Source organism: Nonomuraea thailandensis (assembly GCF_024172165.1).
Taxonomy (GTDB): domain Bacteria; phylum Actinomycetota; class Actinomycetes; order Streptosporangiales; family Streptosporangiaceae; genus Nonomuraea; species Nonomuraea thailandensis.
This window is the reverse complement of the sequence record NZ_JAMZEB010000002.1, coordinates 12,094,236-12,117,336: the sequence shown is the minus strand read 5'-3', so window position 1 is coordinate 12,117,336 and position 23,101 is coordinate 12,094,236. Positions and strand designations below refer to the sequence as shown.

Annotated in this window: 18 protein-coding genes, 1 tRNA gene and 1 pseudogene; 8 read left to right on the top strand and 12 right to left on the bottom strand. The window is 70.2% G+C overall.

All coding sequences use genetic code 11. The annotated features are described in order from the left end of the window. Positions 1–66 precede the first annotated feature (66 nt). The 3 genes and pseudogenes from HD597_RS66390 to HD597_RS60430 form a co-directional block, all read right to left on the bottom strand. Positions 67–2,550, bottom strand: coding sequence for a tetratricopeptide repeat protein (locus HD597_RS66390; protein WP_253758173.1), 2,484 nt, complete (start codon positions 2,548–2,550; stop codon positions 67–69). Continuing rightward, positions 2,547–2,921 carry a hypothetical protein gene (locus tag HD597_RS60435; protein ID WP_253758171.1) on the bottom strand — a complete coding sequence of 125 codons (375 nt, stop codon included), beginning with the start codon at positions 2,919–2,921 and terminating at the stop codon, positions 2,547–2,549. The genes HD597_RS66390 and HD597_RS60435 overlap by 4 nt, the downstream gene beginning before the upstream one ends. A gap of 626 nt (positions 2,922–3,547) precedes the next feature. Further along, positions 3,548–4,320 (bottom strand): annotated as a pseudogene (locus HD597_RS60430) (transposase family protein). Positions 4,321–4,597: 277 nt separating this feature from the next. On the opposite strand from HD597_RS60430, the gene HD597_RS60425 reads away from it, so the two are divergent. Beyond that, complete coding sequence (locus HD597_RS60425) at positions 4,598–4,981, top strand: hypothetical protein (protein ID WP_253758169.1); 384 nt, start codon at positions 4,598–4,600, stop codon at positions 4,979–4,981. A gap of 686 nt (positions 4,982–5,667) precedes the next feature. Here HD597_RS60425 and HD597_RS60420 read toward each other — a convergent pair. After that, a tRNA-Lys gene (locus tag HD597_RS60420) sits at positions 5,668–5,744 on the bottom strand. A gap of 112 nt (positions 5,745–5,856) precedes the next feature. Here HD597_RS60420 and HD597_RS60415 point away from each other — a divergent pair. After that, on the top strand, positions 5,857–6,696 hold the full coding sequence (locus HD597_RS60415; RefSeq protein WP_253758167.1) for an AAA family ATPase: 840 nt from the start codon (positions 5,857–5,859) through the stop codon (positions 6,694–6,696). Continuing rightward, positions 6,689–8,068 carry a vWA domain-containing protein gene (locus HD597_RS60410; RefSeq protein ID WP_253758165.1) on the top strand — a complete coding sequence of 460 codons (1,380 nt, stop codon included), beginning with the start codon at positions 6,689–6,691 and terminating at the stop codon, positions 8,066–8,068. Before HD597_RS60415 ends, HD597_RS60410 begins: the two co-directional genes overlap by 8 nt. 3 nt (positions 8,069–8,071) lie before the next feature. Here the strand turns inward: HD597_RS60410 and HD597_RS60405 are convergent, their stop codons facing one another. Next, a complete protein-coding gene (locus HD597_RS60405) occupies positions 8,072–8,839 on the bottom strand; it encodes a nuclease-related domain-containing protein (RefSeq protein WP_253758163.1) in 768 nt (255 codons plus the stop codon). A gap of 173 nt (positions 8,840–9,012) precedes the next feature. On the opposite strand from HD597_RS60405, the gene HD597_RS60400 reads away from it, so the two are divergent. Further along, positions 9,013–9,621, top strand: a complete 609-nt coding sequence (locus tag HD597_RS60400; protein WP_253758161.1) for a TetR/AcrR family transcriptional regulator — start codon at positions 9,013–9,015, stop codon at positions 9,619–9,621. On the opposite strand, the gene HD597_RS60395 is transcribed toward HD597_RS60400, so the two are convergent. From HD597_RS60395 to HD597_RS60385, 3 genes are read right to left on the bottom strand one after another with little or no spacing between them, the layout of a single operon-like run. Then, on the bottom strand, positions 9,592–10,638 hold the full coding sequence (locus tag HD597_RS60395) for an acyl-CoA dehydrogenase family protein (RefSeq protein WP_253758159.1): 1,047 nt from the start codon (positions 10,636–10,638) through the stop codon (positions 9,592–9,594). The genes HD597_RS60400 and HD597_RS60395 overlap by 30 nt on opposite strands. Beyond that, positions 10,635–11,798, bottom strand: coding sequence for an acyl-CoA dehydrogenase family protein (locus HD597_RS60390; protein WP_253758156.1), 1,164 nt, complete (start codon positions 11,796–11,798; stop codon positions 10,635–10,637). The genes HD597_RS60395 and HD597_RS60390 overlap by 4 nt, the downstream gene beginning before the upstream one ends. Continuing rightward, the gene (locus tag HD597_RS60385; protein ID WP_253758154.1) at positions 11,795–12,997 is read right to left on the bottom strand and encodes an acyl-CoA dehydrogenase family protein; all 1,203 of its coding nucleotides are present in this window, start codon (positions 12,995–12,997) and stop codon (positions 11,795–11,797) included. The genes HD597_RS60390 and HD597_RS60385 overlap by 4 nt, the downstream gene beginning before the upstream one ends. A 107-nt stretch (positions 12,998–13,104) precedes the next feature. On the opposite strand from HD597_RS60385, the gene HD597_RS60380 reads away from it, so the two are divergent. From HD597_RS60380 to HD597_RS60370, 3 genes are all read left to right on the top strand, one after another. Then, complete coding sequence (locus HD597_RS60380; RefSeq protein WP_253758152.1) at positions 13,105–13,695, top strand: GNAT family N-acetyltransferase; 591 nt, start codon at positions 13,105–13,107, stop codon at positions 13,693–13,695. 21 nt (positions 13,696–13,716) lie between these two features. Then, entirely contained in the window at positions 13,717–16,119 is a 2,403-nt protein-coding gene (locus HD597_RS60375) for an nSTAND1 domain-containing NTPase (RefSeq protein WP_253758150.1), read from the top strand. A gap of 83 nt (positions 16,120–16,202) precedes the next feature. Further along, complete coding sequence (locus HD597_RS60370; RefSeq protein WP_253758148.1) at positions 16,203–17,711, top strand: PucR family transcriptional regulator; 1,509 nt, start codon at positions 16,203–16,205, stop codon at positions 17,709–17,711. Between the two features lie 5 nt (positions 17,712–17,716). Here HD597_RS60370 and HD597_RS60365 read toward each other — a convergent pair whose 3' ends face one another. Beyond that, complete coding sequence (locus HD597_RS60365; RefSeq protein ID WP_253758146.1) at positions 17,717–18,205, bottom strand: DUF1360 domain-containing protein; 489 nt, start codon at positions 18,203–18,205, stop codon at positions 17,717–17,719. Between the two features lie 70 nt (positions 18,206–18,275). Between HD597_RS60365 and HD597_RS60360 the strand changes: the two genes are divergently transcribed. Further along, a complete protein-coding gene (locus HD597_RS60360) occupies positions 18,276–18,872 on the top strand; it encodes a nucleotidyltransferase (RefSeq protein WP_253758144.1) in 597 nt (198 codons plus the stop codon). Here HD597_RS60360 and secA2 read toward each other — a convergent pair whose 3' ends face one another. From secA2 to HD597_RS60345, 3 genes are all read right to left on the bottom strand, one after another. Beyond that, the gene (gene secA2 / locus HD597_RS60355) at positions 18,873–20,933 is read right to left on the bottom strand and encodes an accessory Sec system translocase SecA2 (RefSeq protein WP_253758142.1); all 2,061 of its coding nucleotides are present in this window, start codon (positions 20,931–20,933) and stop codon (positions 18,873–18,875) included. It abuts the gene before it with no gap. Between the two features lie 285 nt (positions 20,934–21,218). Then, complete coding sequence (locus HD597_RS60350) at positions 21,219–22,079, bottom strand: EamA family transporter (protein WP_253758140.1); 861 nt, start codon at positions 22,077–22,079, stop codon at positions 21,219–21,221. A 187-nt stretch (positions 22,080–22,266) separates the two neighbouring features. Then, the gene (locus HD597_RS60345; RefSeq protein WP_253758138.1) at positions 22,267–23,070 is read right to left on the bottom strand and encodes an SAM-dependent methyltransferase; all 804 of its coding nucleotides are present in this window, start codon (positions 23,068–23,070) and stop codon (positions 22,267–22,269) included. Positions 23,071–23,101 lie beyond the last annotated feature (31 nt).

Sequence of the window (23,101 nt, the reverse complement as noted above, 5' to 3'; positions counted from 1 at the left end):
GCGGAGCCGCTCAGGCAACCGAACCAGCTGAAGAATCGAGGCTAGGTGTCGCTATTTAACAACCATTCACCAGCAAGCGAGGCGATCCCTGGCATCTTGGCAGTATTGCACCCCGTGCTGAAAGCCGATGCTCTGGTATCCCTCCTGAGCTACGGCATACATCTCGCATGCGAGCGTTGACTGCTTTTGAGCCTCCGCTAATTTGGCGAGTCCCACAAAGACGTTGGCTTGGCCGCGCTGGTTCCCGACCTCCACATACAGAGTACGAGCCAGCTGATAAAAGTGAGACGCCCGCACGTACTCGCCTCGCATCCGTTCGGCATCCCCCAGACCCAGCACTGCAGTGGCCTGGCCGCGCCGGCTCTCGATCTCCTCATACAGAGTTCGGGCCAGCTGGTAGAACTGAGATGCCCTCAGGTAGTCGTCCTGCAGTCGGGCTACCTCTCCCAGACCCATCACCGCGGTGCCTTGTCCTCGCCTATCTCTGATTTCCGCATACAAGATGCGGGCTTGCTCGAAGAACTCAGCCGCCTTCCCATACTCGCCTCTTATCCGCGCAGCATCTCCTAGACCCCTCGTCGCGTCAGCCTGGCCGCGTATGTTTCCAATCTCCGCATATAGAGTGCGGGCTTGCTGATAGAACTCAGCTGTCTGCATATACTCGTCCTGCATCAGAGCGGCATCCCCGAGACCTCTCAACGCGTCAGCCTGGCCGCGCCGGTCCCCAATGTCCGCATACAGAGTGCGGGCCTGCTGGTAAAACTGCGCTGCCTCCTCGCACTCGTCCCGCAGTCGGGCGGCATCCCCGAGACCTCGCAACGCGTCAGCCTGGCCGCGCCGATCTCTAATCTCCGCATACAAGATGTGGGCCTGCTCGAAGAAATGGGCCGCTTGTGCGAACTCATCTTGCAGCCGGGCAACCTCTCCTAGACCCCTCACCGCGTCGGCTTGGCCGCGTGTGTTCCCGCTCTCTGCAAATAGGGTATGGGCTTGCTGGTAGAACTGCGCTGCCTGCATGTACTCGTCCCGCAGCCTGGCGACATCCCCTAGCCCCCAGACGGCGTGGGCCTCGCCGAGTCGATCCTCCATGCTGCGCGCTCGCTCTCCCAAGCGCGTGTAGAGATCGCGGGCACTGATCGCTCGATCGTCCAGTCGCAGCCACCGCGCAACTTCAATCACCAGATTGTTGGCGTCGTCCACGCTGGTCTGCAGAGCCATTTCAGCAACGGTGATGAGTTCGCCAGTCGCGGCGCTCAGCCATGCTCGAGCCTCAGCGGGTGTAGCGAATAACGTAGGTGCGCCGGGGGTATCAGAAACGGAGGTGAGGGTAGCTATCGCTGCTTTCACTCGCTGTTGCAGAAGCGTGGCCAAGCGGTTGTACGCGTCGAATTCCTGTTCCGGGGCGGCGTCGAGATGGGTGCCATGGGCGGCGGCGTTATCGGCGTATTCGGCAAAGAGGTCGTGAAAGGTGTAGCGATCGGTGGGCAGCAGGGACAACAGAGCTTGACCATGCAGCTCATCCAAGCGCAACGCGCTGACATACATCGGCTGGCCACTAAGTGCGCCGATGGAGTGGGCGTCAAAATCGGGGCCGGGGTGGCGGGCACACCACCGGACTATCTGTTGCTGGGCGGGGTTAAGGGCCTGGTAGGACACCGTGAACGCGGCTCGTACCCGCTGATCGATGTCGAACAGATGGTGAAAGCGTTCCCGCCCTTGGGCCATCGCTTCATGCAGGGCATCACGAACATGCTCCGGAGCTACGCGGGCCAAACGACGGCCGATTGGGTCTAACGTCAGTGGCAGATACCCGCACAGTCGGGCAATTTGCTCCAACACGCTTGATGTAGGCAACGGCCGGTCGCTACGGGCTCGTAGCAATTTCACCGCATCGGTCCGAGTCAACGTGTCCAACCGAAGCCGCTGTACCTCATCCAGGTCAACCAGCTCATCGCGGCTGGTGATTAGGGCGAGACAGCCCGGCGCTGCGTGCGGAAGAAGCGGCTGGATGTGAGCGGTGTTACGGGCGTTGTCCAGCAGGAGCAGCACGCGGCGCTCGGCCAGCCACCCCCGCCACAACCGTTGCCGCCCATCCAAACCGTCGGGAATTTGAGCGGCTTCAAAGCCCGCCCAACTTAACAAATCAGCCAGCATGTCTTTAGGGGTGGGGGGAATCGTGCCGGGGGTGAATCCATACAGATCGGCTTCTAATCGCGCGTCAGGAAAATCGGCTGCAATGGCGGCTGCGACTGCGCGAGCCAGCGCGGTTTTTCCCACCCCCGCCATCCCATGCACCGCAGAAATTACTACTGACTGCCCCTGCCCACGGGTCGCTCGCACGCGTTGTACTACGTCTGCGACTTCTTGGTCACGGCCCACCATCTGGGGTGGGGCCACAAGCGGCAGCAGCGATATACGCGGGCGCACTACATCGGCAAAGATGTTGATCTGGGTGCCGCTGCCCTGAACGGCCTGCTGGGCGTGCCCCTCAGCCTTGGCGTCTACCCCACCCGTTTCCGGGGCCTGCCATGCAGGGTGTTCGGCGGTCACGGGGCGGACGAGCGGAATGTGTTGCGCTGAGTGCCCTGGCCCTGAACTGCTTGCTGCGCTTGATCATGGGCAGAGGCGTTCAACTGCACCGCTCCAGCCTGCACCGTGCCAGAGGCGATGTGGGACTCGATAAAAATCACCAGTCTATCGAGCGGAGGGGCGATGGAGGGATCGTCCTCCAACATATCGATCAAGCGGGTCCGCCATATCGTCTGCTGCTCGTCTGCCACCCGCGTACGGTCATCGGCAGACAGCAGCTCTTGTCTAGAGTCCTCCAACCGGACTGCCTGTCGTTCTTGCGCTTGCGGATCGCCGCGGCTCAGCAGACTGGCAGTGCGAGTCTTGATCTGCTCCCACGCGTCCTCGGTCATAGCCGACACCATCGCCCCTGCCGCAGTCCCCGCCAGTACACTCAACGCCTCAGCCAGCATGGCCGTCCCCATCTCCTCTGTGCGCCTGTTCGTGCTCCTTACGCGCCATCCCTCTATAACGTGATACCGCACCGAGGCCGGTCTTTCACCAAACTTGGCCGACTAGCATCGCGCGGCCCCGGGATCAGTGAACCTTTTTCATCCTCGTGCGACCTCGTAGTCCTGCCCGAGCGCATGTGAAGATGACCGCATGATCGAGACGAGCCGCGGGGAAAAGCCTGCGGTACGCAGAGCCGCGTACGTGGGTGCGACGCTCCTGGCTGGCATCCTTGTCGTGGCCCTGATCTGGGCTGAGGACCTGCGCTTCATGCACTCGTCAGGGGATATGGAGGCGGTCGCCCGCACCTTGGAGGAGGGCGTCGAACTCAGGGATCAAAGCATCGGAAGCCTCTCGTTCGAGTTCGTCCGCCGGGAGGACGAACAGGTCTACTTCTACCGAGGCAAGGGGGGGAGGGGACGGCTACGGCTATGTCTGGAGCCCCGTGAGCCGACCGGGCGATGTCCGGCACGTGAAGGGGCCTTGGTACGAGTTCCGGGACGACGCGCACCAGTGAGCTGCTCCGCCCTCAGGCGGCCTGGGCGACGCGGTGGTTTTGAAGGACGGCGATGGCCTTGCACAGGGGGCCGGCCTTGGACAGGCTGCAGCGTAGCTTTCGGAGGATCTTCCAGCTCTTCAGCTAGGCGTTCGCGCGTTCGCCAGGTCCGCGGAATTTGGCGTGGGCGCGGTTGGCCTGCTTCTGAGATTCAGGCTTGTCCTTGCCCTTGTACGGGGTGAGAACCGGACCTTCGGCCCCTTGATACGCCTTATCCGCCAAGGTGACGATGCCGCCTGCTCCAGTGCACGCAGGATGCCCCAGATGCGAGCAGCGCTCAGATCATGGGCCTTGCCGGGCAGGGCTCCAGACGTCCACAGGATGGTGCCGTCCGGGGAGGCGATGACCTGCACGTTCATCCCGTGCACCCGGTGCTTGCCGGAGAATTACGGCCGATCGGCGGCGATCCGGTCGGTGCGGATCAGCGTGCCGTCCAACACCAGGTAGTGCAGCCCGTCCCGCTTCGCCTTGCGCAGCGCCTGGCCCAGCTTGGGCGAACGCGCCGACAACAGTGCCACCGTCTCCTCCACGTACCGCCACGCGGTTGCCGTTGACACCCCGAAACCGGCCGCGAGCTCGGTATAGGTCTCGCCCTTGCGCAGATAGACCAGGACCAGCAGCGCTTGGCGCCCCGGGTTGAGCCGCCGCCAGGCCGACCTGATCGCCTTGCGGTGCCGGCGGATCACTCCGGCGACGTAGTTCAAGGTCTGATGCGACAAATCGACGGCAGCACGATAGAAAAGCATCCGAGGCCCCTGGTTGTGACGGATCTGGTTGTGGTGATCAATCCATCTACCAGGGGTTTCTTACGCCGCCAGGCGAACGCCAGGCTCGCGATCACGCTGTGACCAGCGCCCCGCCGCCAAGGGGATGCAAAAGCCTCAATAATGGCCAACCTTCGGGGGCAAAAGGAGGAGGCCGCAGTCGCCTCCTGTGAAGAACGGCGCGCCGACTGCGGCGAGGGGCCGCCTGCCCCGGACACTGCGGCCGCTGGTCGGCCGGGTGGTTGGTAGAGGTCCGGGCGTGGCCGCCGTACCGGAGAGCTCCGGCGACGCCGGAGCATCTCCGCTCCCAAACAAGGCGCTGTGGGCCCGGGTCGCGAGCGCGGTAGGCGTCAGCGGTACCGCCGGTGCCCTGGCGCTGAGTGGTGCGCTTCTGCTGGCTGTGACATTCCTCGGGGTACTCACCGTGCTCACGGGCGTCGTAGTTACGATCTCGCTCTTGCGCGACGATTCGCGCATGTTCGAACGATTGGTGTGTCTCACCGGGCTGCTGCTGGGCCGACGTGTCCAGAGCTACCTGACCACCTTGCGTGAGACAGACCACACCACCCCCGTTGTGATCAAAATTGAGGAGGTCAGGCCGACGCCGCTGCCACCAGCCGACCCGAGCGCCGAGGACAAGTAGCCCAATCGCCGGGTACGGAGCCCGTCCGCACCCGGCGATGCCCTCGCGCAGCGCGGCGGCCTGCCCCAAGATCCAGCGAGCGTCCGGCGTGGGGATGTCGAGCAGCCCCGCGATCACTCTTCCTGATGGGCGGGCGCCCCGGCCGCTTCGGCCAGCAGGCACGGGCATGACGTCGGTTCATCAGGCGCGATGCCGGCGCAGGATGGTGTCCGGTTAGATGAGGAGCCGCAGTTGGCGCAGAACCTCGCAGGCAGCGCGATCAGAAACACAGCGAATCATCCTGCCGTCCACGCCTCCGTCTCCCGGGTGACCGAAGCCCGCGTACGCCACGCGAAACCCTTACAGAGCCATAATTTAGGCGGATGTAATCATCGGCAGGCCCAGAGCAAGCCAACATCAGGAGCGCGCGTTACGGCCAATTTGATCATGTCTTGAGCTGGGGCAAAAGACAACTCGCCCCAACACGCAGCCAAAGCCTTGCAGGCTGCCCATGCCTGGATGTCCACATGGGCCGGTGTTGACGATCGGGTCCATGGCGAATGCCACGACATCCTGTCGCGTGCCGGAACCGTGCCGAAGAGCAACCACCGAGCAACCAATGGCGCGTCTCGGTCTCTCCAGGGGCGGGCGGAAGCCCTTCGAAACCGAGAAACCCCAGCTCAGCGTGCTGAGCCGGGGCTTCCGTATGGTGCGCCGCCAGGGACTCGAACCCCGGACCCGCTGATTAAGAGTCAGCTGCTCTGACCAACTGAGCTAGCGGCGCGCTGGCAGATAGGAATATACCGGTGATCCGCATCCTGGTCGAATCGGTATCCGGGGCCCATCTCCGGCTAGAATAAAGTTCGGCTCACAGGCACCGGCAGACAGGATCATGCATGTTCGACTCGCCCGCCGACGTGACGGAGCGGCTCGCCGCCGTGGACTACCTCTCCGACGACGCCATCTCCACCTCGGTGTTCCTGGCCGCGGCGCTGGGCAAGCCGCTGCTGGTGGAGGGCCCGGCGGGAGTCGGGAAGACGCAGCTCGCCAAGGCGGTGGCCCGGACGACCGGGGCCGAGCTGATCCGGCTGCAGTGTTACGAGGGGCTCGACGAGGCCAGGGCCCTGTACGAGTGGAACTACAAGAAGCAACTCCTCAGGATCCAGGCCACCAGCGACGACGACGACATCTTCACCGAGGAGTTCCTGCTGGAGCGGCCGCTGCTCAAGGCCATCAGGGCCGAGGGGCCGACGGTGCTGCTCATCGACGAGATCGACAAGGCCGACGTCGAGGTGGAGGGGCTGCTGCTGGAGCTGCTGTCCGACTTCCAGGTGACGATCCCCGAGCTCGGCACGATCGGCGCCACGCGCAGGCCGTACGTGGTGCTGACCTCCAACGCGACCCGCGAGCTGTCGGAGGCGCTCAAGCGGCGCTGCCTGTACCTGCACATCGAGTACCCCACTCCGGAGCGCGAGCGGGACATCGTGCTGGCCCAGGTGCCCGACATCCGGGCCGAGCTGGCCGAGCAGCTCGCCAGGACGGTGGCCACGCTGCGGGCGCTGGAGCTGAAGAAGGCGCCGTCCGTGGCCGAGACCGTCGACTGGGCCAACACGCTGCTGGCGCTGGGCCGGGACGAGCTGGACGAGGCGACCGTGGCCGGGACGCTGGGCGTGGTGCTCAAGCACGCCTCCGACCACGAGCGGGCGGCCAAGGAGCTGGGGCTCCCGGATGCCTGAGCAGCGGGGATCGCTCGTCGACCGGCATGTCGGGTTCGTGCACGCGTTGCGGGCGGCCGGCGTGCCGGTGTCGGTGGCCGAGGGGCTCGACGCGGCCAACGCGATGCGCGTGATCGAGCTGGCCGACCGCGAGTCGCTGCGGGCCGCGTACGCGGCGACGCTGGTGAAGAAGCCGGCCTACCGGCCGGGGTTCGACGTGCTGTTCGACCTGTGGTTCCCGGCCTCGACCACCGGCCTGTCCGCCGTGCGCACGGGCAGCCGCGTCGATCCGGGGACGGCGGAGCTCAAGGAGCTGCGCGAGCACCTCGCCGGCCTGCTGACCGACTCGACCGACCAGGAGATGCGCGAGTTCGCGCAGGCCATGGTGGAGCGGTTCGGCAGGCAGGACTCGGCGGGGCCGGGCCGGCAGAACTGGTTCTCCTACAGCGTCATGCGCGCCCTGTCGCCCGAGACGCTGATGGCCTCCATCCTGCGCAACGTGCTGCAGGGCCGCGAGCGCGGCGGGCTGGCGGAGAAGACCGTCCGCCAGCAGGTCACCACCGGGATCAGGCGCTTCGAGGAGGCCGTGGCCACCGACGTGCGCCGCCGCATCGCCGAGGAGTCGGGGATCGAGCGGATCGCCCGCTCGGCCGTGCGCCCGCCGCTCGACCAGATCGACTTCCTGCGCGTCACCAAGGCCGACCTGGCCAGGCTGCGCAGGGAGGTCTACCCGCTGGCCAGGCGGCTGGCCGCGCGACTGACGATCAAGCACCGCAAGGGCCGGCGGGGCCGGCTCGACTTCCGCCGGACCGTACGGGCCTCGTTGCAGAGCGGCGGCGTGCCGCTGACCACCCACTTCAAGCCACCCCGCCCGCACAAGCCCGAGCTGGTCATCCTCTGCGACACCAGCGACTCGGTCTCGTCGTTCGCGCACTTCACGCTGCTGCTGACGTACGCGCTGCGCGAGCAGTTCACGAAGGTGCGGGCGTTCGGGTTCGTGGACACGGTGGACGAGATCACCCGGTTCTTCCTGCCGGGCTCCGACGTGGTCGAGGCCGTGACCAGGCTGGTGAACGAGGCGGACATGGTGCGCTTCGGCCGCACCAACTACGGGCACAGCCTGGAGCGCTTCGCCGAGCGGTACGCCGACGCGCTCGGCCCGAGGACGACCCTGCTGATCCTGGGCGACGCCCGCTCCAACTACCAGCCACCCGCCCTGGACGTGCTCAAGTCGCTGGTGTCGAGGACCCGCTCCGCCTACTGGCTCAACCCCGAGCCGCGCCCGCAGTGGGACACGGGCGACTCGGTCGCGAGCGAGTACGGCACGGTCGTCCCCATGTCGGAGTGCCGGAACGTCGCCCAGCTCACCGCGTTCATCGAGACGCTGGCCTGACCCTCAGACGCGCTGGAGCTCCCGGGCCGCGGTGCGGGCCAGCAGCTCGATCTGCGAGTCGTTCAGCGCGCCCGTGTCGGTCGCCTTGATCAGGCGGGCCGCCGTGCGCGGCCTGAGCAGGGTGAGGCCCTCGGCCGCCACCACGCCGTTCCTGGGCAGGACCCCGCAGTGGACCGCGATCATGGGGTTGATCGTGACCGGGACGCCGGTCTCGCGCGTGAGCAGATCGGCGAACGCCTCGGCCTTCTCCACCAGCGCCTTGGCGGTCTTGCTGCCGTACTTCTCGCCGAAGAACAGCCGGCCCGCGTAGCACGCGATCTCGATGTCGGGCGCCCAGGACTCGTTGTCGACGATCCAGATGCCGCCCGGGCCGATCACGAGGTGGTCGATGGAGGCCTGGCCGCGGATGGCCCGGCCGTCCAGGACCTGGTAGCCGTGGCGGCGCAGGGAGCGGCGCAGCACGCGACCGGTGATCGCCTCGCCACGCCTGGCGCCGCGCCACACGGCCGTGCGGTAGAAGGAGTACCAGTCGAGGAGCCAGTCCCCGCCGTAGACGAGCGCCGCGAGCAGCAGGCCGGTCAGCGCGGAGACGCCCGAGAGGTCGAACCTCAGGCCGAGCGCCACGCCGATGATGAACCCCACTCCGGCCTTGACATAGCGGTACTTACGCCGGTTCGGCGCGTCCTCGCGCCAGAACTTCTCGTACCACCACTGCGGGGAAGACCCTGTGTACTTCTCGTTGGGCTGCACGTAGATAGAGCCACCGGGCACGGCAAACTCCCCGAATGAGTAGATGTTGTGCAGGATCTGCCACGCCGAAGATCCCTCGCCGGTCAAGAGATACCCGCTCCCCAACCAAGGTGAGCCTAAGGTGACGGAATTAGTACCCGCAAGACCATCAACCGACCAGTCGGTATGCTAAGGCGGTGACCAAGGGGGACGATGTGAAAGACGAACCGGTCAGACAGCGACTGCTGGCCGAGGCGACCAGGCTGTTCGCCGATCGGGGCTTCGAGAGCACCTCCGTGCAGGAGATCGTAGTGGCGGCAGGTGTCACCAAGGGTGCGATGTATCACTATTTCGACTCCAAGGATGATCTGCTCCACGAGATCTACGCCCGGGTGCTGCGCATGCAGATGGACCGGCTGACGCAGATCGCCGACGGCCCCGGCACCATCCAGCAGCGGCTGCACAGGGCCGCGGCCGACGTCGTGGAGACGACGGCCGCCAACCTCGACGACTCGAAGATCTTCTTCAGGTCGATCCACCTGCTCGCGCCCGAGACGCAGAAGACCGTGCGCGCCGAGCGCCGCCGCTACCACGAGCGCTTCCGCGGGCTCGTGGCCGAGGGGCAGCGCACCGGCGTCTTCAGCGACCGCGTCCCGGCGGAGCTGGTCGTGGACTTCTTCTTCGGCTCGGTGCACCACCTGGGCTCCTGGTTCCACGCGGCGGGGCCGCTGACCGGCGCCCAGGTGGGCAGGCACTTCGCCGACCTGCTCCTGACCTCCCTCGACGCCCCGCCGTCAGGAGGGCCCGGGCACGTCGACCAGTGAGGCCAGCGCCTCCCGGTGGTCGCCGGGCGTGCCCAGCGCGATCTCGGTCGCCTTGGCGCGCTTGAGATACAGGTGCACGGGGTGCTCCCAGGTCATCCCGATCCCGCCGTGCAACTGCAGGGCCTCCTCGGCCGCGTGCACGGCCACCCCCGCGTTCCACGACTGCGCCACGGCCACGGAGATGGACGAGGCGTCGGCCACCGCGTTCCTGGCGGCGGCCCTGGCCCGCACCACGTCCAGCCACAGGTCCGCCAGCCGGTGCTTGATCGACTGGAACGAGCCGACCGGCCGGGCGAACTGGTGCCGCTCCTTGACGTAGGCCAGCGTCGTCTCCAGGCACCACTCGGCCACCCCGAGCTGCTCGGAGGCCAGCAGCCCCGCCCCGAACCTGAGCACCGCGGCCAGGTCGCACCCCCCGACGCGCCGCGCCCCGGTCCTCGCGAACGTGACCGTGGCCACCGGCCTGGTCAGGTCCAGCGAGGGCACGACCTCGACGGAGGCGCCCTCCACCGCGTACAGGTCGCCGCCGACCGGCACCAGCAGCACGTCGGCCACCTCCGCCCCGGCCACGCCGGTGACGGTCCCGGACAGCCGCCCGTCGCCGTCCACGGTCACGGACGAGCCGCGGGCGGGCGCGTACGGGGACGCGGCGAACGACACGGCCAGCGCCGCCGTCCGCCGCCCCTCGGCCAGCTCGCCGAGCAGCGTGTCACGCGTCGGCAGCAGCGCCTGCGTGGCCAGCACCGCGCTGGTGAAGAACGGCACCGGCGCCACCGCCCTGCCCAGCTCCTCCAGCACCACGGCCGCCTCGCTGGCCGACGCGCCCGCGCCGCCCAGCTCCTCGGGGATCAGCAGCCCGGCCACGCCGATCTCGCCGGCCAGGGTCTTCCACAGGTCCAGGTCGCTGGGCTCGGACTCGATGCGCTTGAGCACCGCCGCCGGCGGGCAGCGGTCGGCGAGCAGCCCGCGCACGGAGGACCTGAGCTCCTCCTCGACCTCGGAGTACAGCAGGGTCATCGCGGCAGGTCCTTCCAGGGCACGTCCTTGTCGACACGGGGTTCGGAGGGCAGGCCGAGCACCCGCTCGGAGATGATGTTGCGCAGGATCTCGGAGGTGCCGCCCTCGATGGAGTTGCCCTTGGCCCGCAGGTAGCGGTAGCCGGGGCCGCGGCCGTAGAAGTCGACGTCCTCCGAGCGGCGGAACGCCCAGTCGTCGTAGCCCAGGTCGCGCCGCAGCTCGACGTCCACCCCGGTCAGCGCCTGGTTGAGCCGGGCGAACGACAGCTTCATGCCCGACCCCTCGGGCCCCGGCTGCCCGGCGGCGAGCTGCTCGCGCAGGCGGGCCCCCGACAGGCGGGTCACCTCGGCCTCCACCCACAACGACAACAGCCGCTGGTGCAGGTCATGGGTGCGCAGCTCGGGCTGCTCACGCCAGGCCGACAGCACGGTGGCCATCACGCCGCCCCCGCGCCGCGTGGGCGCCCCGCCGATGGCGACGCGCTCGTTCATCAGCGTGGTCTGCGCGACCCGCCACCCGTCGCCGACCTCGCCCAGCCGCAGGTCGTCGGAGAGCCGCACGCCGGTCAGGAACACCTCGTTGAACTCGGCCTCACCGGTGATCTGCCGCAGCGGCCGCACCTCGACGCCGGGCGCCTGCATGTCGCACACGAAGTACGTCAGGCCGCGGTGCTTGGGCACGTCCGGGTCGGTACGGGCGACGAGGATGGCCCACCGGGAGTGGTGCGCGCCGGACGTCCACACCTTCTGGCCGTCCACCACCCACTCGTCGCCGTCCCTGACGGCCCGCGTCGCCAGCGTGGCCAGGTCGGAGCCGGCGCCGGGCTCGCTGAAGAGCTGGCACCAGATCTCCTCCCCCGTCCACAGCGGCCGCAGGAACCGGCGCTTCTGCTCGCCGGTCCCGAACGCCAGGATCGTCGGCGCCGCCATGCCCAGGCCGATGCCCTGCTTCCCGCCGTTGATCTGCGGCGTGTCGGCCAGCTCCCGCTCGACGACCTGCTGTAGCTCGCGAGGAGCCGCCAGCCCGCCGAGCCCTTCGGGGAACCACACCCACGCCAGCCCGGCGTCGAACCGGGCCCGCAGGAACTCCAGCCGGTCCCCGCTCGGATCGTGCTCGCCGAGGAACGCGGCCACGCGCTCCTTGATCTCCGCTTCGTTCACATGTACCTCTTCAGCTCGCGATAGGCCAGTGACCGCTTGTGCACCTCGTCGGGCCCGTCGGCCAGGCGCAGGGAGCGGGCTCCGGCCCAGAGGCCGGCCAGGGGGAAGTCCTGGGAGACGCCGCCCGCGCCGTGGACCTGCACGGCCTTGTCGAGGATCCACTCCACGGTGATGGGAGTGGAGATCTTGATGGCCTGGATCTCGGTGTGGGCGCCCTGGTTGCCCACCGTGTCCATGAGCCAGGCCGTCTTCAGCACGAGCAGGCGCGCCTGCTCGATCCTGATCCGGGACTCGGCGATCCAGTCCTGGATGACTCCCTGCTGGGCGACGGACTTGCCGAACGTCGTCCGGGCCAGGGCCCGCCTGCACATGAGCTCCACCGCGCGCTCGGCCATGCCGATCAGGCGCATGCAGTGGTGGATGCGGCCGGGGCCGAGCCTGGCCTGGGCGATGGCGAAGCCGCCGCCCTCCTCGCCGACGAGGTTGCCGGCCGGGACGCGGACGTCCTCGAACACGATCTCGGCATGGCCCCCGTGATCGGCGTCGGTGTAGCCGAAGACGTGCATGCCGCGCTTGATGTGCAGGCCGGGGGTGTCGCGGGGGACGAGGATCATGCTCTGCTGGCGGTGCTTGGGCGCGTCCGGGTTCGTCTTGCCCATGACGATGAAGATCTTGCAGTCGGGGTTCATGGCCCCGGAGATGAACCACTTGCGGCCGTTGATGACGTACTCGTCGCCGTCGCGGGTGATGGAGGTGGCGATGTTGGTGGCGTCGGAGGAGGCCACGTCGGGCTCGGTCATCGCGAACGCGGAGCGGATCTCGCCGTCGAGCAGCGGCTGGAGCCACTCCTTGCGCTGCCACTCGTTGCCGAACATGGACAGCACTTCCATGTTGCCCGTGTCGGGCGCCGCGCAGTTGGTGGCGACGGGGGCGATGGAGGGACTCCGGCCCATGATCTCGGCCAGGGGGGCGTACTGGAGGTTCGTCAGGCCGGCGCCGTGCTCGCCCGGCAGGAACAGGTTCCACAGGCCGCGCTTCCTGGCCTCGTCCTTGAGGTCGTTCAGCAAGGGCGGCGGGCTCCAGCCACTGGTCTGGGCCTGCTCCTCGAAGGCGGGCTCTGCCGGATAGACGCATTCGTCCATGAAGCGGAGCAGGCGCTCGCGCAGGTCCTCGGTGACGGTGTCAAAGGCGAAGTCCATGGGCGTGAGCCTACCGACCGGCCGGTATGAGTGTCGACAGGTGGTTCCCCGCAAAAAGGGGCATGTGGCCATAAAAGTGGCACATGGGGTCTCATAAGGTTGCCCACATGACCGCGAAGCTGCCTGCGCCTGTGGTGCTCGAGAACGACGTCGTACGCCTCGAGCCCCTCACCATGGACCACGTACCCGACCTGTTCGCCGCCGGTGGCGGTGACGAGGAGCTGTGGCGCTGGCTGCCCATCGACGCCCCGCGCACCGAGGAGGAGCTGGGCAAGGTCGCCAGGAAGCTGATCGACGACGACGTGCACGTGCCGCACGCCGTGGTGTGGAAGCAGAGCGGGCGGGCCGTCGGCTGGACCACGTACGCCGACGTGCCCGGCTTCGACGCGAGCGTCGAGATCGGCTGGACCTGGTACGGCAGGGCCGCCTGGCGCACGGCCGTGAACACGAGCTGCAAGCTGCTGCTGATCGACCACGCCTTCGCCCTGGGCTACAACCGCGTCCTGCTCAAGACCGACAACCTCAACCTCCGCTCGCAGAACGCCATCAAGCGCATCGGCGGCGTGCACGAGGGCACCCTGCGCCGCCACCGCAAGAGGCCGGACGGCACCTGGCGCGACACCGTCTGTTTCGGCATCCTCGAAGAGGAATGGCCGCAGCACCGGGATCGGCTGACGGCCCGGTTGAACCTTTCCTAGAAAGGCGGCGTCTCACCCCGCATGACCGACCGGCTGGGGGGCTACTGGCTCGGCGCCCGGCTCGACGGCGGCGGGCAGGTCGTCGTGCGCGAGGCGTACGACGAGTCGGGCGCCCGCCACGCGCTGGGGGTGCCGTGCCTGCCCGACGCCGACGCGCGGGCGAGGCTGGCCGCCTCGGCGCAGGCGGCGGAGCACGTCCGGTCGCTGTCGGTGGCCAAGCTGACCGCGATCTGCCTGGACGGCGAGCCGCCCTACCTGGTCAGCGAGTACATCGAGGGCCCGGCGCTGAGCCAGGTGGTGGAGCGGCACGGCCCGTACGCGGGCGACGACCTCTACCGGCTGGCCGCCGCCACGGCCACCGCGCTGGCGGCGGTGCACGAGGCGGGCGCGGTGCACGGGGCGCTCACGCCGGAGAAGGTCGTCCTGGGGGCCGAGGGGCCCCGGCTGGTCGGGCTGGGCCTGGCCGGAGACGGCGGCGGGCCGCCCGCGGACGTGCACGCCTGGGGCCGGCTGCTCGTCTTCGCCGCCTACGGGCCGGGTGACCGCTCGGACGGCGTGCGATTAGACGGCGGCGAGCGCTTCGACCGGCTGTTACGCGGGCTCGTGGCCGCCGCGCTGCACCGGGACCCGGAGCGCCGCCCGAGCGCCCGCCAGCTCCTGATGTCCCTCCTGGACGCGCCCCAGTCGCAGCAGGGCCGCCTGCTGCCCCCCGAGCCCGTCGACGACCCGCCGCTCGGAGCCCGCGCCGAGGCCGTCTACGCGAAGCTGAGCCCGGCCGAGCAGGACCTGGTGCCTGACGTGTTCCTGCGGCTGGTGGGCCTCGACGCCGAGGGCGCCGACGCCGTCGTGAGCGCCGGCAGGGACGAACTGGTCGCCGGGCGGGGGCCCGACGAGGTGGCGGCCATCGACGGGGTGCTGGCGGCGTACGGCAAGGCCGGGCTGATCGGGGAGCCTCCGGCGATCGCGTACGGCGCGCTGTTGCGGGCCTGGCCGCGGCTGCGGGAGTGGCTGGACGGCGAGCGGGCCGGGCTGGCCGTGCACAGGGAACTGGCCGAGGCGGCGCGGCGGTGGGAGGCGGACGGGCGCCGCGAGTCGCTGCTCTTCCAGGGCGAGCCGCTGGACAGGGCGCTGGCGTGGGCGGCCGGCGGGCGGCGGCGGGTGACGCTGAGCGCGGGTGAGCAGACCTTCCTGGACGCGGGCCTGGCCTACGTGCGGCGGCGCGCCCGCGCGCGGCGCACGGTCATGGCGGGGGTGTTGTCGGTCGCCATGGTGGCCGTGCTGCTCGCGCTCTGGCAGCGCGGTGTGGCCGACGACCGGCTGGACGAGGCGATGGCCAGGGTGGCGGCCTCGCGGGCCGAGGCGCTGCGGGTGGCCGACCCGGTCACCGCGCGCAGGCTGGGCCTGGCCGCGTGGCTGCTGGCGCCGACCCCCGAGAGCAGGCGGGCCCTGGCGGCGCACGATCCGGCGGTTGAGGCGTTCGCCGACCCGCACGCGGGGCCGCGCACCCTGCACGCCATCACCGCCGACGGGGCCACGCTGGCCGCCCTGGACGAGGGCACGCTGCGGCTGTACGACCTGACCTCCGGCGGCCGGCCGCTGGCCACCACGGGAGGCCCCACGCAGAGCGTGCGGGCGATGGCCTGGTCGCCGGACGGCCGGACGCTCGCGCTGGTCGGGGTGGACCGCTCGTACCTGTACGACCTGCGTACCGGGATCCTGGGCCGTCCCTTCGGCCGCGGGCTGGGCGCGGCCGGGGAGCAGTCGGCCTGGTTCAGCCCGGGAGGCGGGCTGCTGTTCGCGGCGGCCAGGCAGTCGGGCGAGCGGTGGGCGTGGGACCTGCGGGCGGGGCGGGCCGCGTACGTGGGCGAGTACGCGGTGATCGGCCCCGGCGACCGGGTGGCGCTGGTGTTCGACGGCAAAGACTCGCAGATCAGGCGGGCCGGCCGGTCGTCGCCCGCGCCGTGGCTGGACAGGATGCCGTGGGAGTACACGACGTTCGCACCCGACGGCGTGCGGGTGGCCATCGCCGAGGAGACCGGCATCCAGATCTACGGGCTGGACGGCGTGCCCACGCGCAACAGCCGTTACCGCCCCTCCCCCGGCCACCTGCGGTTCAGCTGGGACGGGCGGCTGCTGGTCAGCACCGGCAGCGACCGCGTGCGGGTCTGGCGGCTCGACCACGGCACGCAGATCGCCGACCGGCAGGTGCCGGCCGCCGCGGAACGGCCCGCGCAGGCGGCGATCTCCGCGGACGGCCGCTGGCTGCGCGTGCTGGCCGGGCGCGGCACGGTCCTGACCGTCGACCTGGCGGCGCCGTCCGCCCCGGCCGACCCGGCGGCGTGGGTGTGCGAGCGGTACGGCCCGCTCTCGGCCGAGGAATGGCGGCGGCACCTGCCGGAGGTGCCGTACCGGGAGACGTGCTGAAGCGCGGCTGGGACGAGACGGCGCCGTGACGCGGGGATGGTTGTGTACTTCTTCGTATGCGAACCTGGTTCCCGGAGGGATGCATGAAGACGGGCGCGACGCTGCGGGCGGTGATGAGCGCGCTCGGCGGACCGGTGACGGGGCTCGTCGCGGCCCCTGGCGGGCTGGACGTCGAGCTGCGCGCCGTCGTCATCGCCGAGCCCGGCGACCCGGTCGGGCCCGGCGACCTGGTGCTGGTGGCGGGGGCGCGGGGCGAGGCGGCCGTGCCGGTGATCGAGGCGGCCGCCGGGTGCGGCGCGGCGGCGGTCGCGGTGAAGGGCACGCCGGTCGAGGCGATGCGGCAGGCCGGGATCGCGGTGCTGAGCGTGGCCGCCGGCGCGCGCTGGGACCAGGTCGAGACGCTCGCCAGGGCCGCCATCGAGGGCGCCGGCGGCGACAGCCACCAGGACCTGTTCTCGCTGGCGCAGACGGTCGCCACGCTGACCGGAGGCGCGGTCACGATCGAGGACACCGCGCACCGCGTGCTGGCCTACTCCGAGTCCGACGACGACGTGGACGAGCTGCGCCGCCAGTCCATCCTGGGCCGCAACTGCCCCGAGTCCTACCTGGCCCACCTGCGTGAGTGGGGCGTCTACCAGCGGCTGTGGGCCGGCGAGGAGGTCGTGGACGTCGCCGAGCGGCCCGACCTGGGCGTGCGCCGCAGGCTCGTCATCGGCGTGCACGCGGGCAGCCGGCCGCTGGGCAGCATCTGGGTGCAGGAGGGGCGCGCGCCGCTGGCCGGGCGCGGCGTCGAGGTGCTGCGCGGCGCGAGCCGGCTGGCCGCTCTGCACCTGGCCCGCCTGTACGGCGGCGCCGCCACCGCCCGCACCGAGCAGGACCTCGCGGTCGGCCTGCTGACCGGCCGCTTCGACTCCGAAGGGCTGGCCAGGCACCTGGGCGTCGATCCCGGCACGCCCACGGCGGTGATCGCCGTGGACCTGCGGGAGCGGCCCGACCGGTCCTGGCTGGAGCTGCGCAGGACCCAGGCCACCGAGATCATCTCGGTGCACGCCGCCGCCTACCGCCGCGACGCCATGGTCATCCCGGCCTGCGGCCTCGTCTACATCCTGCTGCCCGACCCGGCGGGCGCCACCCTGTCCACCTGGACCACCGACCTGGTGGCGGCGCTGCGGCGGCACCTGGGCACGCCCGTGCAGGCGGCGGTCTCCGGCGTGGCGGCGCACGTCAGCGAGGTGCCGAGGGCCAAGAAGGAGGGCAGCAGGATCCTGGAGATCATCGCCTCCGCGCCCGAGCGGCTGATGGCCACCGTCGCGGAGGTGCGCTCCTCCATCGTGCTGGGAGACATGCTGGACGTGCTGCGCGGCAGCGGCCTGCACGACCCGACGCTCGACGCGCTGGAGCCGGAGCTGGCGCACACGCTGCTGGCCTACCTGGACGCGTTCGGGGACGTGGCGGCCGCGGCGGAGGTCCTGCACGTGCATCCGAACACCGTGCGGCACCGGATGCGCCGCGCCGGCGCGCTCACCGGGCTCGACCTGTCCGACCCTGAGCAGCGCCTGGTCGCGATGATCCAGCTACGGCTGGGCTCCTGAGGGGCCTACTCCTCCGCCGACTTCATCAGCTTCGCGTAGGCGAGCTGCAGCCAGTCCGAGACCGCCACCGCCGTCATCGTGGCCCCCACGAGCCTGGTCACCCGGGGAGCCAGCACGAGCCCGGCCGCGTACGCGGTGGCCACCCACTGGGCCAGGCAGAAGGGGCAGGCGAGCAGCTCGCCGATCGCCCCGCGCGGCTTCTCCTGCACCTCCGACGGGCCGCCCTGCCCCTCGTACTGGGTGAACGGGGCCCGCAGCGGGCTGGTGACCGGGTCCTTGGCCAGGCGACGCGACACCTTGTGCGTGCAGGCCGCCATCAGCGCCAGGTCCATCACGCCGACATGGTCGGGGACCTTGCGCCCCGCGAGCATCGCCACGGCGGCGGCCACACCGACCGTTCCGCCGTACGCGCTGAGGAGGCCGACGTACCCCGCCAGAGGCCGGTCGTGCCCGTTCTCGTAGGCCCGTTCCGTCTTTTCCAGAATGTCGGTCATAGCTTCCCGCGCTACCCGGAACCCCTGACATCCAACGTCTAGTTGACGATCGTTTGGGTAGCCCGTTCGCATGAGTAGCCACGGTCACGCGGTCACTGACGCCATCCTCGACACGCTCAAACGTGCCAGCTCAGGGCTGAAGGAGGCCGGAGTGAAATTCGCGCTCGCCGGCGGGTGCGCGGCGTACGCGCGTGGCGCGGCCCCCTCGCTGCATGATGTGGATTTCGTCCTCACCGAGCACGACGTGCCCGCCGCGCTGGAGGCGCTGCGCGGACTGGGCTTCCAGACGGCCAAACCGCCGGAGGACTGGCTGGTCAAGGCGTACGACGACGGCCGGCTGGTGGACCTGATCTTCCGCGTCTCCGACCTGTCGATCACCGACGCGTTGCTCGACCGGGCGGAGCCGCTGAAGGCGTCCGCGGTGATCGTCCCCGTGCTGGAGGCCACCGACCTGGTCATCTCCTGGCTGCTGCCGCTGTCGGAGCACGCCTGCGACTACGGCGCGCTGCTGGCGCAGGTGCGGGCGCTGCGCGAGCAGGTGGACTGGCCGCGGGTGGCCGCCGTGACGGCCGACTCGCCGTACGCGACCACGTTCATCACCCTGCTGGAGCGGCTGGGCGTGCTGAACGGGCCGGTCGTGCCGTCCGGCGACCCCAAGTGGCCCTGATCAGCCGCGCCGCGTGGCAGCCGTGACCCGCTTGAGGATGCGGTCCCACTCGGTGCCGAACGGGTTGTCCTGCACCAGGTACGTCCACGTCGCCGTGGGCCGCTTCAGATCCGGCTCCGGCGCCTCGAACGACTCCAGCGAGCGCTTCTCCACCTCGGCCAGCAGCGATTTGTACTCCGCCACCGCCTCCCGGTGGAACTCGTCGATCGGGCTCATCCGGCCCAGCGCCCGCAGGTGGATCCCCTCGCGCAGGTCGGTCAGGAACGCCAGGTGCTCGGTCCAGCAGCGGTCGATGGCGTGCAGGACGATCTGGCGGGCCGTCTCGTCCCTGGTGTCCTCGGGCATCGACGCCCAGCGCTCGGGGTCGGCCTCGGCCAGCGCCTTCGCGGCGGCGTCGCCGTGCAGCACCTTGTCGCGCCACTCCAGGATGAGCTCGCGCTGGTGCTCCAGCAGCCGGGTGTAGCGCCACGTGTTGCGGTGGATCTCCAGGTTGACGCCCTCGGCGACGCGCTGCGCGTGCCCCACGAGGTACGCGCCGCGCCGATGGCGCACGACACCGTCGGCGTCGGCGGCGGGCGGGCGCTCGTCGGGGACGAACTGGGTGATCAGATCGTCCTTCGTGCTCACGAAGAAGACCGAGCCGCCCGGGTCGCCCTGGCGGCCCGCGCGGCCGCGGAGCTGGTCGTCGAGGCGGCTGCTGGCGTGCCGGCCGGAGCCGATCACGTAGAGGCCGCCGAGCTCGGCCACGTCGTCGCCGAGGCGGATGTCGGTGCCGCGGCCGGCCATCTGGGTGGAGACGGTGATGGCGGCGCGCTCGCCCGCCCTGGCGATGATCGCGGCCTCTTCGGCGTCGTTCTTGGCGTTGAGCACGACCGGCTCCAGGCCGCGCCGCTGCAGCAGCTTGGCGAGGTTCTCCGACTCGGCCACGTCGAGCGTGCCGATGAGGATCGGCCGGCCGCTCTCGTGGACCGACTGGATCTCCTCCACCAGCGCCGCGTCCTTGTCGGGCACGGTCGGGTAGATGCGGTCGGGCTCGTCCACCCGCACGCACGGCCGGTTCGGCGGGATCACCGCGACCTTGAGCCCGTAGAACTCGCCGAGCTGCTCGCTGACGGCCACGGCCGTGCCGGTCATGCCGCAGATCTGCGGGTAGCGGCGGATCAGGCCCTGCACGGTGATGGAGTCGAGGATCTCGCCCTTCTCGCTGGGCGCCAGCGCCTCCTTGGCCTCCACGGCCGCCTGCAGGCCGTTGGGCCAGCGCTGGAGCAGCGCCACCCGGCCGCGGGAGGGGTTGATGAGCTGCACCTTGCCGTCGCGCACGATGTAGTCGACGTCGCGGGTCAGCAGGGCGTGGGCGTGCAGGGCGAGGTTGAGCTCGATGAGCGTGCCGGGCTCGTGCTCGTCGTAGAGGTCGACGCCGAGCAGGTTCTCGACGCTGTCGGCGCCCTTGGGGGTGAGGTAGACGTTGCGGGCCTGCTCGTCGATCTCGTAGTGGTAGCCGCGCACGAGCTGGCGCACCAGCGCCGCCATCTCCGGCACCGCGTTGCCGGGGTCGGCCGCCCCGGCCATGACCAGCGGCACCCGGGCCTCGTCCACGAGCACCGAGTCGGCCTCGTCGATCAGGGCCACCTCGGGCGCGGGCACGATGATCTCGCTCGCGTCCGTGCGCAGGCGGTCGCGCAGCACGTCGAACCCGATCTCGCTGACCGGCCCGTACGTCACGTCCTTCGCGTACGCCGCCCGCCGTTCCTCCGGCGTGGAGTTCTGGTCGATCCAGCCGACGCTGACGCCGAGCGCCTCGTAGAAGGGGCCCATCCACTCGGCGTCGCGCTTGGCCAGGTAGTCGTTGACCGAGATGACGTGCACGCGCTTGCCCTGCAACGCGTATCCGGCCGCCGCCATGGCCCCGGACAGGGTCTTGCCCTCGCCGGTGGCCATCTCGGCGACCTTGCCGTCGAGCAGGGCGAGCGTGCCCAGCAACTGCACGTCGTAGGGCCGCAGCCCGAGGGTCCGGTCGGCGGCCTCGCGCGCGACGGCACAGAACTCGGCCAGATCGCTCATGTCGGGTTTGGGCAGCTCTTCGAGCTCGCGGAGTTTCTCCGCCCGGCCGTCCGCCGCTTTGACGATCTTCTGATAGGGCGTCAGAGGGACGCCTCCCGGACGGTCCAGGAGGTTCCTCAGTATTCCCTTAAACGAGGCCACAGTTCCTCCAACGCACGCTTCGCCGACACCGTTCCCTTCATTCGTCGGGGCCCGTCGCTTGGCTTTGGGGCGGGGAGCGGAGCGACGATTCGGCAAGCGTCGCCGTACCGGACCTTAACTCATCCGGCGGCCAGGACCGTCACATCACGCGGTTTCCGCTCGTGCGGCGAGCACCGTGACGGCGGCCAGCAGCAGCACGCAGCCCGACCAGGCCAGGGGCGTCAGCCGCTCGCCGAACAGCAACACGCCGAGCAGCGCCGCGCCCACCGCCTCGCCGAGCGAGATGATCGACACGGTGGTGGCGCGCAACGCGGTCAGGGCGCGGAAGAACAGGCCGTACGCGAGCGCGGTCGGCACCGCGCCCAGGTAGACCAGCAGCGCCACGGACGACCAGCTCACCTCGGGCACCACCCCTTCCGCCAGCGCGAACGGCGCCAGGCACACCGCGCCGACCACGAACCCGCCGACCGCCGCGGCCCGCGGGTCGTCGTCCCTGCCCTGCCGGGACAGCAGCGTGACCCCCGCGTACCCGGCGGCCGAAACCAGCGCGAAGGCGATGCCGGCCGACGAGCCGGCCTGCATCGCGGCCTCGCCGGTGAGCAGGAGCAGCCCGGCCAGCGCGGCGGCCAGGGCGCAGAGCGCGAGCCGGCCGAGCCGTTCGCGCAGCAGGAAGCGGCTGCCCAGGGCGGTGAAGATCGGGCTGGCGCCCATCGTGACGACGGTCGCCACGGCCACGCCGGAGTGCGCGATCGCGGCGAAGTACGCGGTCTGGTAGACGGCCATCCCGGCGCCGACGAGCACGGTCCTGACGTTCCACGCCAGCGGGGCGCTTCTGGTGATGAGGAGGAGGAAGGCGGCGCCGAGGAGGTAGCGCCACAGGGAGACGCCGACGGGGCCTAGGCCGCCGGTGTCGAAGAGGAGGGATCCGGCTGCGCCGCCGGTGCCCCAGGCGGTCGCGGCCACGGAGACGTACAGGGCGCCCCGCCGGGCGGAGACATGGGTCATGACAGGAGTTCTCCGGGTGGAGTGGTCGGAATCGGGCCCGGTGTGCGGGCAGCAACCACCCCCGGATCGCTCGGGACCCGGAGAGCTCAGGAAACGCCGCCCGCTAGCGGGCGGGAGGCGGGGAACAGATCAGGCGTCTCGGCACGGGGCACAGCCTACGGGACTCGCCGGCCGGGCACGCACCAGGTCACGGCTTGCGGGCGACCCCGCCCAGCAGCAGCTCCTCCCAGGGCGCGAGCGGGCCGGGAACGCGCTCGTCCGGGTGCCACTCGGGGAAGTGCACCACGCCGGGCTCCACCAGGCGCAGGCCGTCGAAGAAGCGTTCGATGGCCGGGCGGTCGCGGAAGTGCCCGGTGCCCATGGTGGCCTGGAGCATGACCTCCAGCGCCTTGGCCTTGGGGCTCTCGGAGGCCAGGAAGTTGGAGACGGCCAGGTAGCTGCCGGGCGGCAGCGCGTCCACGTAGGCCCTGACCAGCGCGTGCGGGTTCTCCTGGTCGGAGAACAGGTGCAGCAGCCCTACGGCCAGGACCGCCGTGGGCTGCGACAGGTCGATCAGGCGGCGCACCGCCGGGTGGCCGAGCACGCCCGCCACGTCGCGGGCGTCGGCGGTGACGGCGTCGGCGCAGGGGTTGCCGTTGAGTATCGCGCGGGCGTGCGGCTCGACCATGGGGTCGAGGTCCACGTACACGACCCTGGACGTGGGGTCGGCGAACTGCGCGACCTCATGGGTGTTCTCCACCGTGGGCAGACCGGCGCCGAGGTCGATGATCTGCCTGATGCCCGCCTCGCGGACCAGGAAGTCGACGACCCGACCGATGAAGGCGCGGTTGCACCAGACGAGATCCACCACCTCGGGGACCGCGGTCCTGAGCTTGCGCGCCACCGAGCGGTCGGCGGCGAAGTTCTCCATGCCGCCCAGCAGCGCGTCGTGCACCCGGGCCACGCTCGGCCGCTCCGGGTCCACGCCGGGAGGCGCCCACTCAACGCTCATCCGACCTCCTCGCGCGGATCGTATCCGCACC